Raw genomic sequence first — 12,214 nt, forward strand, 5'->3', positions numbered from 1 at the left:
ATGCGCGAATTGCTTTTTCTCGCGCACCGGCTACCGTATCCGCCCAACAAGGGCGACAAGATCCGCTCCTGGCATATGCTGCAATACCTGAGCCGGCATTTTCGCGTGCACCTGGGCTGCTTTATCGACGACAAGGCCGACTGGCAATACACGCGTCAGGTGGCCGCCCTGTGCGCCAGCACGCGCTTTATCGACCTGCGTTTGACGGCGGCGCGCTGGCGCGCGGTACAGGCGCTGCTGTCGCGCCAGGCCATGAGCGTGCAGTACTACCGCGACGAGCGCCTGCTCGATTGGGTCGACGGCCTGCTGGCGACCGGCAAAGTACGCCACGCGCTGGCGTTTTCGGGTCCCATGGCGCAGTACATCGACGGTAGCAGCGCACGCCACCTGCACCGCGTGATCGACTTTGTCGACGTCGATTCCGACAAATGGCGCCAGTATGCCGACAGCAAGCCGTGGCCTCTGTCGCAGTTGTACCAGCGCGAGGCGCAGCAGTTGCTGCAATACGAACGCCATATCGCGCAGCAGTTCTCGGCCGCCAGCTTTGTCTCGGAAGCCGAAGCGGCGCTGTTTCGCCTGTGCGCGCCGATGGCGCGGCGCAAGACGCGGCACTTCAATAACGGCGTCGACAGCGGCTATTTTGCGCCCGGTGCTTGCAAGGCCGATCCGTATCCGCCCGGCCTGCAGGTGCTGGTGTTTACCGGCGCGATGGATTACTGGCCGAATATCGATGCGGTGCAGTGGTTCGTGCGTCATGTGTGGCCGGCCCTGCGGCGCCAGTTTCCCCAGCTGGCTTTTTATATCGTCGGCAGCCGGCCGGCGCCGCGCGTGCAGGCCCTGGCCAAGGTTGCCGGCGTGACAGTGACCGGCGCGGTGGACGATATCCGGCCCTGGCTGGCTGGCGCCACCCTTGCCGTGGCGCCGCTGCGCATCGCGCGCGGGGTGCAGAACAAGGTGCTCGAAGCGATGGCGATGGGCAAGATCGTGCTGGCCTCGCCACAGGCGCTCGAAGGCATCGCGGCCCGACCCGGCCAGGACTTGCTGCTGGCGCGCGACGAGGCCGAGTTCATCCACCATGCATCGCGCGTGCTGCGCGCCGCTGCCCAGCCGGGCAACAGCGCCGGCACGGCGATGGGCGTGGCGGCGCGCCAGATGATCTTGCAAGACTATCAATGGGAGCGCAATTTACAGGGTCTGGGCGCCATGCTCGACGCCAGGCCCAGCGCCTTGCCTGCAGGCCGGGCCGGCCTGCAGCCGCAACCGGAGCCGGCTCCGTGAAGCTGGCCTCGCGCACTGTCGCCGCCGGCATGCCTGCGCCGCAGCCGCAGCCGCAGCCAGTAGCGGCGCCCACCGCGCCCAGCCATGGCGTGCCGGCCCTGCTGCTGGCCATGGCCGCCATCGTGCTGCTGTACCATGCCACCTTCTGGAGCATGCTTGAAACGTGGTCGCGCTCGCAGACCTTTGCCCACGGTTTTCTGATCGTGCCGATCAGCCTGTGGCTGGCCTGGCGCCAGCGCGCGCGCCTGGCCGCCCTGCCGCCGCGGCCATCGATGGCGGGCGTGGCGCTGCTGCTGGTGCTGGGCGCGGCGTGGCTGCTGGCCGACCTGGCCTATGTGCAAGTGGCCGAGCAATATGCGGCCACCGCCATGCTGCCCGCTTGCGTGCTGGCCATCCTCGGCTGGCCCGCCATGCGCCTGCTGGCTTTTCCGCTGGGCTACCTGTTCCTGGCAGTACCGTTTGGCGAAGTATTCCTGCCGCCGCTGATCGACTTCACGGCCAGCTTCACGGTGGGCGCGCTGCAGTTGTCTGGCGTGCCCGTGTTCAGGGACGGCAATTATTTTTCACTGCCCAGCGGTAACTGGTCGGTGGTGGAGGCCTGCAGCGGCCTGCGCTATGTGATCGCCTCGCTGGCCCTCGGTGCGTTATTTGCCCATTTACATTTTCGCAGCATGCGCCGGCGCCTGGCCGTGATGGCTTGCGCGCTGCTGGTGCCGATCCTGGCCAACGGCGTGCGCGCCTGGCTGATCGTCATGCTGGGCCACCACAGTGACATGCGCCTGGCGGTCGGCGTCGATCACCTGGTCTATGGCTGGCTGTTCTTCGGCCTGGTGATGTTGCTGCTGTTGCTGCTCGCCGGCCGCTGGCGCGAACGCGCGCCGGTGCCAGTGGCCGCCGCCGCGCCGGTGCCGCCAGCGCGCACCGCCCCCCCGCTGGCCGCCGTCAGGGCCGCTGCCGCCTGCGTGATGATCGCCACCGCCTGGCCGGCGCTGGCCTGGCGCAGCGAGGAAGCGCCGGCCGCCGGCCGCCAGCTGGCCGCGCCAGCCTTGCCGACGCCGCCAGGCTGGCGCCTCGAACACGGCAAGGCACCCGACTGGAGCGCCGCACTGGCCGGTGCACCGCTGCGCACGGGTGCGACGTATGCGCAAGGAACCATGCAGGCGAGCTTGCAACTGGCCTGGTATGCGCAGCAGGCGCGCAATGCCGAACTGCTGACACACCAGGTGCTGCCGTTCGGGCCGCACTGGCTGCCGCTGGCGCAGCAGACGCGCAGCCTGGACCTGCCAGGAGGCGTGCTGCAGATGCGTGAGACCGTGCTGGCGCATGGCAGCGAGCGGGTGCTGGTCTGGCGCAGCTACCAGCAGGGAGGCGTGCTGACGGCCAGGCCGGCGCTGGTCAAGCTGCTGCTGGCCCGCGGCAAGCTGCTGGGCACGCGCCAGGATGGCGCCGACATCATGGTGTCGACCGCCTACGACGAACTGGCGCCGCCGCCGCGCGCGCAACTGCAAGCTTTTTTGCAGGCGGCGCTGCCGGGCATCGAACAGGCGCTGGGGGAGCTGCCGCATGCGCATTGAACCCCTCGACGCCAGCGCGGCGGCCGGCGCACCGCCACTGATCGTGCATGTCATCCACCAGCTCGATGTGGGCGGGCTGGAAAACGGCCTGGTCAACCTGATCAACCATATGCCGCCCGGGCGCTACCGGCACGCCATCGTTTGCCTGAAAAACGCCACCGACTTCCGCCAGCGCTTGAGCGCGCCCGGGGTCGAGGTCATCAGCCTGGGCAAGCGCGAAGGCAAGGATCCGGCGCATTATCTGCGCCTGTACCGGCTGCTGCGGCAACTGCGGCCCAGCCTGGTGCATACGCGCAACCTCGGCTGCATCGAGGCGCAGCTGCTGGCGGCGATTGCCGGCGTGCGCCTGCGCGTCCATGGCGAACACGGGCGCGACATCGATGACCTGCAAGGCGACAAGCGCAAATACCGGCTGCTGCGCAAGCTGATGCGCCCGCTGATCCGGCATTTCATCGCCGTCAGCGCCGACCTGGGCCAGTGGCTGGTGCAGGCCATCGGCGCGCCGCCCGCCACAGTCAGCCATATCGGCAATGGCGTCGACAGCGTGCAGTTTCACCCGCGCCTGGGCCCGCCTGCCGTGCTGGGGCCAGCCGGCTTCCTGTGCCCTGGTGCGTATGTGATCGGCAGCGTGGGCCGCATGGCGGCCGTGAAAGACCAGCTATCGCTGGTGCGGGCCTTCTTGCTGCTGCTGGCAAAACTGGGGCCGCGCGAACGGGCGCACCTGCGCCTGATGATCGTCGGCGATGGTCCTTGCCGCCAGGCCTGCCTGGACCTGCTGGCCAAGGCCGGCGTGCAGCACCAGGCCTGGCTGCCCGGCGCACGCGACGACGTCGCGCAAATGCTGCGCGCCATGGACCTGTTCGTGCTGCCTTCGCTGGCCGAAGGCAGTTCCAACACCATTCTGGAAGCGATGGCCACCGGCCTTCCGGTGGTGGCCACCGATGTGGGCGGCAATGCGGAACTGGTGCGAGCGGGCTGGAGCGGCGCGCTGGTGCCGCCGCGCTCGCCCGAACTGCTGGCCGAGGCGCTGTTCGATTACTACCGTTCGCCTGAATTGGGTGCGCTCCACGGCGCACGCGGACGGCGCCAGGTGCTGGCCGAACACAGCCTGGCCGCCATGGCCGGCGCCTACCTGGCCGTGTATGACCGCCTGACAGGCGCCCCAGCGCCTGCCCCGCTTTCCACCTCCCCCTGAAAGGACCTCCATGTGCGGCATCGTCGGTATCTTTGATCTGCAAGGCCAGCGCGACATCGATGCAAAACTGCTGGCGCGCCTGACCCACAGCCTGCGCCACCGTGGGCCGGACGAAGACGGCATGCACCGCGAACCGGGCGTCGGCCTGGGCCACCGGCGCCTGTCGGTGATCGACCTGGCCAGCGGCCAGCAGCCGCTGTTCAATGCCGACCGCAGCGTGGCCATCGTCTTCAATGGCGAAATCTACAACTATCGCGCTTTGACGTCCGAACTGCGCCAGTTCGGCCATCAGTTCCGTACCAGCAGCGACACGGAAGTGATCGTGCACGCTTGGGAACAATGGGGCGAACAGTGCGTGCAGCGCCTGCGCGGCATGTTTGCGTTTGCGCTGTGGGACCGCCGGCGCCACCTGATGTTCCTGGCGCGCGACCGGCTCGGCGTCAAGCCCCTGTATTACGGCGAGCTGACCGACGGCACGCTGGCCTTCGGCTCGGAACTGAAGGCGCTGCTGGCGCACCCGGCCATGCCGCGCGAGCTCGACCCGCTGGCAGTGGAAGACTATTTTGCGTATGGCTACGTGCCCGAGCCGCGCTCAATCTTTCGGCATGCGCACAAGCTGCCGCCGGGCCACACCTTGTGCATCCGCGCCGGCCAGCCGCTACCCGCGCCGCGCCAGTACTGGGATATACCGTTCGCACCGCATGCCCCGGCCAGCGAAGCGCAGGCAGGCGATGAGTTGCTGGCACGCCTGCGCGAAGCGGTACGCATCCGCATGGTGGCCGAAGTGCCGCTGGGCGCCTTTTTGTCCGGCGGCGTCGATTCGAGCGCGGTGGTGGCGATGATGGCCGGCGCCAGCGCCGCGCCCGTCAATACCTGCTCGATCTCGTTCGGCGACCCGGCTTATAACGAGGCCCGCTACGCCAGCATGGTGGCGCGCCGCTATGGCACTTTGCACCACGCGCAGCAGGCCGAGTCCGACGATTTCGAACTGATCGACCTGTTGGCCACGCTGTACGATGAACCGTTTGCCGACAGTTCGGCCATGCCTACCTACCGCGTGTGCCAGCTGGCGCGCCGGCGTGTGACGGTGGCCCTGTCCGGTGATGGCGGTGATGAAAGCCTGGCCGGCTACCGGCGCTACAGCCTGCATGCGCGCGAAGAAAAAGTGCGCGCCATGCTGCCGCACGGTTTGCGCCGCTCGCTGTTCGGCACCCTGGGCCGGCTTTACCCGAAGGCCGACTGGGCGCCGCGTTTCCTGCGCGCCAAGACCACCTTCGAGGGCCTGGCGCGCGACACCACCGACGCCTATTTTCACAGCGTCAGCATCCTCGGCGACGCCATGCGCGCACGCCTGTTCAGCCCCGAACTGCGGCGCAGCCTGCAGGGCTACCGCGCGGTCGAAGTGCTGCGCCGCCACGCCCTGGCCAGCCCGGCACAGGACCCGCTGTCGCAAGTGCAATACCTGGACCTGAAAACCTATCTGCCCGGCGACATACTGACCAAGGTCGACCGCGCCAGCATGGCGCACGCGCTGGAAGTTCGTTCGCCGCTGCTCGACCATGAACTGGTGGCCTGGATGTCGGGCCTGCCGCCGCAGCTGAAACTGCAGGGCGGCACCGGCAAATACCTGTTGAAAAAAGCGCTGCGCCCGCTGCTGCCCGACGAATTGCTGTACCGCCGGAAGATGGGCTTTTCCGTGCCGCTGGCGGCCTGGCTGCGCGGACCGCTGCGCGAACGCCTGCGCCAGCGCCTGACCAGCCCGGTGATGGCGCAATGCGGCTTGTTCGACATGGACTATGTCGAACAACTGATCGAACAGCATGGCTCGGGCCGGCGCGACCATAGCGCGCCACTGTGGTCATTGCTGATGTTCGAGTCGTTTTTGCGCCAGGTACTGCCACTGCCCGCCGCCACGGCGCGGGAACTGGCCACCGCCTGACCATCACCCCGCCCGCCACCATCGCTGATACGGAACCGGCCATGCGCATCCTGCACATACTCGATCATTCGCTGCCACTGCACAGCGGCTACACCTTTCGCACCGTGGCCATCCTGACCCAGCAGCGCGCGCTGGGCTGGGACACCCTGCACCTGACCAGCGCCAAGCAGGGCCCGGCCGACGCGCCGGACCAGGCGATCGACGGCTGGCACTTTTACCGTACCGCGCCCGGCCAGCAATGGTGGGCGCACCTGCCGGTGCTGCGCCAGTGGAGCGTGGTCCAGGGCCTGGCGCAGCGGCTGCACCAGCTCGCGCTGCAGCACAAACCCGACATCCTGCACGCGCACTCGCCGGCCCTGAACGCGCTCGCCACCCTGAGAGTGGGGCGCGCACTGGGCATCCCGGTGGTCTACGAAGTGCGCGCCTTCTGGGAGGACGCGGCCGCCGACCATGGCAGCAGCCGTCCCGGCGGCCTGCGCTACCGCCTCACGCGCATGCTGGAAAACCACGCGCTGCGCCGCGCCGACGCCATCACCACCATCTGCGAAGGCTTGCGCCAGGACCTGTGCGCGCGCGGCCTGCCGCCCGACAAAATCACCGTGATACCGAACGCCGTCGATGTCGGCGCCTTCGATGCGGCGCCCCGGCAGCCAGGCCTGGCAGCGAGCATGGGACTGGCAGGCCACCCGGTGATCGGCTTTATCGGCTCGTTCTACGCCTACGAAGGCCTGGCGCTGCTGCTGCGCGCGATGCCGCGCATGCTGGCGGCGGCGCCACGGCTGCGCCTGCTGCTGGCCGGCGGCGGTCCGCAGGAAGCGCAATTGCGCGCGTTGGCCGATACGCTCGGCATTGCGCAGCAGGTGGTGTTTGCCGGGCGCGTGCCGCACGCACAGGTGGCGCAGTATTACCAGCTGATCGACGTGCTGGTGTATCCGCGCCTGCCGATGCGCCTGACCGAACTGGTGACACCTCTGAAGCCGCTCGAGGCGATGGCGCAGGGCCGGCTGGTGGCCGCGTCGGACGTCGGCGGCCACCGCGAACTGATCAAGGATGGCCAGACCGGCGTGCTGTTTCGCGCCAACGACGCCGCTGCGCTGGCGCAAGCGGTGCTGGCCTTGCTGGACCAGCCGGCCAGCTGGCCGCTGCTGCGCCGCCGCGCGCGCGCCTATGTGGAACGCGAACGCAGCTGGGCCAGCAGCGTGGCGCGCTACGCCGACATCTACCGGCGCCTCAGTGCGCAACGCACGGCCAGCGGCATGGCGCGGCAGCCGGCGGAGCGCGCAAGATGATGCTCGCCGGCATGCGCATCGCGCTGGTCGGCCCGCAGGCGCCGCCGGCCGGCGGCATGGCCAACCAGACCGCACAACTGGCGGCGCTGCTGCGCGCCGAAGGCGCCAGAGTGGAACTTCTGGCCGTCAATGCCGAGGTGCTGCCAGCGTGGCTGGCGCGCGTGCGCTACCTGCGCGCGGCCCTGCGCCTGCCGGTCTTCCTGTGGCGCTTGTGGCGCGCCAGCCGCTCGGTCGACCTGTTCCACGTGATGGCCAATTCGGGCTGGTCCTGGCATTTGCAGGGTGCGCCGGCGCTGTGGGTCGCCAGCCTGTGCGGCAAACCCGTGCTGCTCAATTACCGTGGTGGCGAGGCGGCAACCTTCTTTGCCCGCCACCGGCGCCTGGTCGACGCCAGCCTGCTGCGCGCCGACGCCATTGCCGTGCCATCGCGCTTCCTGCAACAGATCTTCGAACAAGGTGGCCATGCCGCCCATATCGTGCCCAACGTGGTCGACTTGCGCAGGTTCACGCCGGCATCCGGCGAACGCGCCGCTGGCGGCCCGGTGATCCTGGTGGCGCGCCACCTGCAGGCGCTGTACGACAACGCCAGCGCGGTGCGCGCGTTTGCCATCGTGCGCGAGGCGTTTCCCGCCGCGCGGCTGGTGCTGGCCGGCGATGGTCCCGAACGCGCCGCGCTGGAAAGCCTGGCCATCAAGCTGCAGGTGATCGAAGCGGTGACGTTTGCCGGCCATGTGGCCAACGCCGCCATGCCGGCGCTGTACCAGGCCAGCGATATCGTGCTCAATCCCAGCCTGGCCGACAATATGCCGATTTCCGTGCTCGAAGCGCTGGCCTGCGGCGTGCCCGTGGTCAGCACCAATGTGGGCGGCATACCGGCCTTGCTGCGGCACGGCGTGACCGGGCTGCTGGTGTCGCCCGGCGACGCGCCGGCCATGGCGCAGGCCATGCTGGCCCTGCTGCGCGAGCCGCAACTGGCGCGCCGGCTGGCAGCCAGCGGCCTGGCGCATGCGGCGCAGTTCGACTGGCGCCATGTCGGGCCGCAACTGGCGGCGCTGTACCGCCGCATCCTGGCCGCACCGCGTCCGGCCGGCTATGTCAGGCTGGTGGCCCACTGGCTGTTTCCGCTGCACGAAAAGCTCAAGCGGCACGACAGCGTGCGCCTGCTGCGCCGCATGGAGCGCTCGCAATGGTGGAGCGCGCAGCAGCTCGAACGCTGGCGCCTGGCGCGCTTGCGCCACCTGCTGCGCCACGCCGGCGCGCATGTGCCCTATTACGGCGCGCTGTTCCAGCGCATCGGCTTCGATCCGCGCCAGCTCGACAGCCTGGCCGACCTGGCGCGTTTGCCGCTGCTGCGCAAGAGCGATATCAACGCTGCGCGCGAGGCCTTCAAGTCGGACCGCGCCGACGGCCTGCGCCCGTTCGCCACCGGCGGCTCGAGTGGCGAGCCGCTGCTGTTTTTCCTTGGACGCAAGCGCATCAGCCACGATATCGCCGCCAAATGGCGTGCCACGCGCTGGTGGGGCGTCGATATCGGCGAGCGCGAGGTGGTGCTGTGGGGTTCGCCGATCGAACTGCATGCCCAGGACCGCCTGCGCCGCCTGCGCGACTGGCTGCTGCGCAGCACCCTGCTGCCGGCGTTCGCCATGTCGCCCGTCAGGGTCGACGGCTTCATCAAACGGCTGCGCCGCCTGCGTCCGCGCATGCTGTTCGGCTACCCGTCGGCGCTGTGCCGCATCGCCAGCCATGCCGGCGCGCACGGCGTGGCGCTCGACGGCCTGGGCGTCAAGGTCGCCTTCGTCACCTCCGAGCGCCTTTACGATGAACAGCGCGCGCAGATCGCCAATGCTTTCGGCTGCCCGGTGGCCAATGGCTACGGCGGGCGCGACGCCGGCTTCATCGCCCACGAATGCCCGCACGGCGGCATGCACATCACGGCCGAAGACATCATCGTCGAAATCGTCGACGCCACCGGCCAGCCGCTGCCGCCGGGCAGCCTGGGCGAAATCGTCGTCACTCACCTGGCCACGCGCGACTACCCCTTCATCCGCTACGCCACCGGCGACGTCGGCGCGCTGGGCAGCGCACCCTGCAGCTGCGGGCGCGGCTTGCCGCTGCTGCAAAGAATCGAGGGCCGCAGCACCGATTTCCTGACCGCTACGGACGGCACCGTGATGCACGGCCTGGCGCTGGTGTATATCCTGCGCGAACTGCCGCAGGTGCGCAGCTTCAAGATCATTCAGGAAAGCCTGCTGCAAACGCGCGTGCTGCTGGTGTGCCTGCCTGAGCTCGATGCGCCGACGCGCTCGGTCATCGTGGCCGGCTTCCAGGCCAGGCTGGGCGCACAGGTGGCGGTCGATATCGACGAAGTGGACGAGATCGCCGCCGAAGCGTCCGGCAAATACCGCTATGTGATCAGCAAGGTCACCTGATTTTTCCAGAAAGGGTCTTCCATGTCCGACTACCTCGCTGCCGTACTGCTCGCCCTCGTCCTGCTGCTGTGCGCCTGGACCTTGCACAAGGTCCGTTTGATCCATTTGCTGGCGCATCAGTTGCGCGACCAGGCCGACAGCGCGCCGGCCACCCTGTTTCGCCAGCTCGAGGCGCTCGACGGCCTGCAGCGCGAGCTGCAACTGGACAGGAGCCTGCCGCGCACGCGCGGCTGGGCCGGCTCGCCCGATTTCCTGCTGGAACTGGCGCGCCATGCGCGATCGGCACGGCCGCAGGTGGTGGTCGAATGCAGCAGCGGCGCCTCGACCGTGGTGCTGGCGCGCTGCATGCAGCTGCAGGGCGCCGGCCAGGTCTACAGCCTGGAACACGATGCCGTGTATGCGGCGCAGACGCGGGCCGAACTGGCGCGCCACGGCCTGTCTGCCTGGGCCCAGGTGATCGACGCACCGCTGCGCGCGCACTCCTTGCAGGGTGAAATCTGGCCCTGGTATGACACCGGCCACCTGCCCGCCGGCTTGCCGATCGACATGCTGGTGATCGACGGCCCGCCGCAGGCAACCGGCAAGCTGGCCCGCTACCCGGCCGGCCCGCTGCTGTTTCCCCGTCTGGCGCCGGGCGCGGCGGTCTTCCTGGACGACGCCGCGCGCAGCGACGAACAAGCCATCCTGCGGCGCTGGCGCAGCGAAATGCCGCTGCTGCGCCAGTCGCAGCTGGCGTGTGAAAAAGGCTGCGCGCGGCTGTTGAAGGAAAACGCGTTTGATGCGGCCGCGCCTGAAGTACGTCAGCCGCAGGCAGCGCTGGCGCCGTTGAATTGATAGCGCGGCATCTATTGCGCTCTGAACTCGGCGGCCGCCCTGGCCGCCCACAGCGCTTCGGCATGGCTGGCGAACGGGCTGTCGTAGCCGTCGATGCTGCCGTCGCTGTCGACAAAATACAGCCACCAGCCATCAAGCCGTTCGCAAATCGCCGTCTGTCCCTGCAGGCAGCAACTGGCGACGTCGGTGCCGATGGCCAGCGTAACGATGGTGATGCCGTGGTGGACGATGGCGTTCATGTTGGTGATCCTGCAACGATAGCCAGGCAGTGTAGCCGATTTCTGCGCTACACTGGACGCTCTCAAGGAGCGAATAATGGCATCACAGCAAGGCACGGTCGACTTCCTGCTCGACCAGATGGCCGGCGCGGGCGCGCTGGTGGCAAAGAAAATGTTCGGCGAAACAGGTTTGTATTGCGATGGCAAGATGTTCGCGATTGTCGCCGACGACCAGCTGTATATCAAGCCTACCGATGCCGGACGCGACTGGATAGGCTCGCCACAGGAAGCGCCGCCCTATCCGCAAGCGAAGAACTGGTTCTTGATCGGCGGCGAACAGTGGGACGAGCGCGACTGGCTGGTCCAGCTGGCGCGGCGCACCACCGACGCCCTGCCGCTGCCGAAACCGAAAGCGCCGGCCAAAAAGAAGGCGACGCCAACGTAATCAGGCCACGCTGTTGCCGCAATCGCCGCCATTGCGGAAGCAATCGAGGTTGTGGAAGGTGATGGCGGCGATTTCACGCAGCGCTTCGATGGTAAAGAAGCCCTGGTGGCCCGTCACCAGCACGTTCGGGAAAGTCATCAGGCGCTGGAAGATATCGTCGTCGATGATGTCGGACGAATGGTCGTGGAAGAACAGGCTGCTTTCCTGCTCGTACACATCGATCGCCAGCGCGCCCAGCTGGCGCGACTTGAGCGCCTCGATGACGGCGCCGGTATCGATCAGTCCGCCGCGCGAGGTATTCACCAGCATGGCGCCCTTCTTCATCAGCGGCAAGGTGGCCGGGCCGATCAGATGGCGCGTGCTGTCGAGCAAAGGGCAATGCAGCGAGACGATGTCCGCTTCGGCCAGCAGCTGCGGCAAGTCCACCATGGCGCCCAGCCCGGCGAAATCAGGCGACGGAAACGGATCGTGACCCAGTACTTTGCAGCCGAAGCCCCTGAAGATGCGCGCCGTGGCCAGGCCGATCTTGCCGGTGCCGACGATGCCCACCGTCTTGCCATGCAGGTTGAACCCCAGCAAGCCATCGAGTGAGAAATTGCCCTCGCGCACACGGGCGTAGGCCCGGTGCGTGTGGCGGTTCAGGGTCTGCACCATGGCCAGGGTGTGTTCGGCCACCGCTTCGGGAGAATAGGCCGGCACCCGCGCGACAAAAAAGCCCAGCCGCCTGGCGGTTGGCAAGTCCAGGTTGTTATAGCCGGCGCAGCGCAGCAAAATGGCGCGCACGCCGTAGCCATGCAAGGCTTTCAGCACCGTGGCATCGAGCACATCGTTGACGAACACGCAGACGGCGTCGGCGCCCTGCGCCAGGATGGCGGTGTCGGCAGCGAGCAAGGCGTCGTGATAGACCAGTTCGATGCTGGAGGCGTCAGGCTGGGATGGCAGTGCTTCATCGAAGAAGCGGCGGTCGTAAGGCTGGCTGCCAAAGAAGGCGATTTTCATGGAGCATCCCGGGA

At 68.1% G+C, this 12,214-nt stretch carries 10 protein-coding genes; 8 read left to right on the forward strand and 2 right to left on the reverse strand.

Annotated elements, in window-relative coordinates:
* From AC0Z42_RS20405 to AC0Z42_RS20435, 7 genes are read left to right on the forward strand one after another with little or no spacing between them, the layout of a single operon-like run.
* The gene (locus tag AC0Z42_RS20405; protein ID WP_485470008.1) at positions 1-1,278 is read left to right on the forward strand and encodes a TIGR03087 family PEP-CTERM/XrtA system glycosyltransferase; all 1,278 of its coding nucleotides are present in this window, start codon (positions 1-3) and stop codon (positions 1,276-1,278) included.
* On the forward strand, positions 1,275-2,852 hold the full coding sequence (gene xrtA / locus AC0Z42_RS20410) for an exosortase A (protein ID WP_485470009.1): 1,578 nt from the start codon (positions 1,275-1,277) through the stop codon (positions 2,850-2,852). The genes AC0Z42_RS20405 and xrtA overlap by 4 nt, the downstream gene beginning before the upstream one ends.
* Positions 2,842-4,047 carry a TIGR03088 family PEP-CTERM/XrtA system glycosyltransferase gene (locus AC0Z42_RS20415; protein ID WP_485470010.1) on the forward strand — a complete coding sequence of 402 codons (1,206 nt, stop codon included), beginning with the start codon at positions 2,842-2,844 and terminating at the stop codon, positions 4,045-4,047. The genes xrtA and AC0Z42_RS20415 overlap by 11 nt, the downstream gene beginning before the upstream one ends.
* Before the next feature lie 10 nt (positions 4,048-4,057).
* The gene (locus AC0Z42_RS20420; RefSeq protein ID WP_485470011.1) at positions 4,058-5,986 is read left to right on the forward strand and encodes an XrtA/PEP-CTERM system amidotransferase; all 1,929 of its coding nucleotides are present in this window, start codon (positions 4,058-4,060) and stop codon (positions 5,984-5,986) included.
* A 41-nt stretch (positions 5,987-6,027) separates the two neighbouring features.
* Entirely contained in the window at positions 6,028-7,275 is a 1,248-nt protein-coding gene (locus AC0Z42_RS20425) for a TIGR04063 family PEP-CTERM/XrtA system glycosyltransferase (protein ID WP_485470012.1), read from the forward strand.
* The gene (locus tag AC0Z42_RS20430; protein ID WP_485470013.1) at positions 7,272-9,704 is read left to right on the forward strand and encodes a glycosyltransferase; all 2,433 of its coding nucleotides are present in this window, start codon (positions 7,272-7,274) and stop codon (positions 9,702-9,704) included. Before AC0Z42_RS20425 ends, AC0Z42_RS20430 begins: the two co-directional genes overlap by 4 nt.
* Positions 9,705-9,725: 21 nt before the next feature.
* Positions 9,726-10,538 carry a class I SAM-dependent methyltransferase gene (locus AC0Z42_RS20435; RefSeq protein ID WP_485470014.1) on the forward strand — a complete coding sequence of 271 codons (813 nt, stop codon included), beginning with the start codon at positions 9,726-9,728 and terminating at the stop codon, positions 10,536-10,538.
* A gap of 11 nt (positions 10,539-10,549) precedes the next feature.
* Here the strand turns inward: AC0Z42_RS20435 and AC0Z42_RS20440 are convergent, their stop codons facing one another.
* Positions 10,550-10,777, reverse strand: a complete 228-nt coding sequence (locus tag AC0Z42_RS20440) for a hypothetical protein (protein ID WP_485470015.1) — start codon at positions 10,775-10,777, stop codon at positions 10,550-10,552.
* 76 nt (positions 10,778-10,853) lie between these two features.
* On the opposite strand from AC0Z42_RS20440, the gene AC0Z42_RS20445 reads away from it, so the two are divergent.
* Entirely contained in the window at positions 10,854-11,201 is a 348-nt protein-coding gene (locus tag AC0Z42_RS20445) for a TfoX/Sxy family protein (RefSeq protein WP_485470016.1), read from the forward strand.
* On the opposite strand, the gene AC0Z42_RS20450 is transcribed toward AC0Z42_RS20445, so the two are convergent.
* Positions 11,202-12,200, reverse strand: coding sequence for a 2-hydroxyacid dehydrogenase (locus tag AC0Z42_RS20450; RefSeq protein ID WP_485470017.1), 999 nt, complete (start codon positions 12,198-12,200; stop codon positions 11,202-11,204). It abuts the gene before it with no gap.
* Positions 12,201-12,214 lie beyond the last annotated feature (14 nt).

The organism is Janthinobacterium sp. 1L-D-8-B-C4 (assembly GCF_057291295.1).

Coding starts and splice junctions, on each gene's coding strand:
- AC0Z42_RS20405 (WP_485470008.1), top strand. CDS start 1: ATGCGCGAATTGCTTTTTCTCGCGCACCGGCTACCGTATCCGCCCAAC.
- AC0Z42_RS20415 (WP_485470010.1), top strand. CDS start 2,842: ATGCGCATTGAACCCCTCGACGCCAGCGCGGCGGCCGGCGCACCGCCA.
- AC0Z42_RS20420 (WP_485470011.1), top strand. CDS start 4,058: ATGTGCGGCATCGTCGGTATCTTTGATCTGCAAGGCCAGCGCGACATC.
- AC0Z42_RS20425 (WP_485470012.1), top strand. CDS start 6,028: ATGCGCATCCTGCACATACTCGATCATTCGCTGCCACTGCACAGCGGC.
- AC0Z42_RS20430 (WP_485470013.1), top strand. CDS start 7,272: ATGATGCTCGCCGGCATGCGCATCGCGCTGGTCGGCCCGCAGGCGCCG.
- AC0Z42_RS20435 (WP_485470014.1), top strand. CDS start 9,726: ATGTCCGACTACCTCGCTGCCGTACTGCTCGCCCTCGTCCTGCTGCTG.
- AC0Z42_RS20440 (WP_485470015.1), bottom strand. CDS start 10,777: ATGAACGCCATCGTCCACCACGGCATCACCATCGTTACGCTGGCCATC.
- AC0Z42_RS20445 (WP_485470016.1), top strand. CDS start 10,854: ATGGCATCACAGCAAGGCACGGTCGACTTCCTGCTCGACCAGATGGCC.
- AC0Z42_RS20450 (WP_485470017.1), bottom strand. CDS start 12,200: ATGAAAATCGCCTTCTTTGGCAGCCAGCCTTACGACCGCCGCTTCTTC.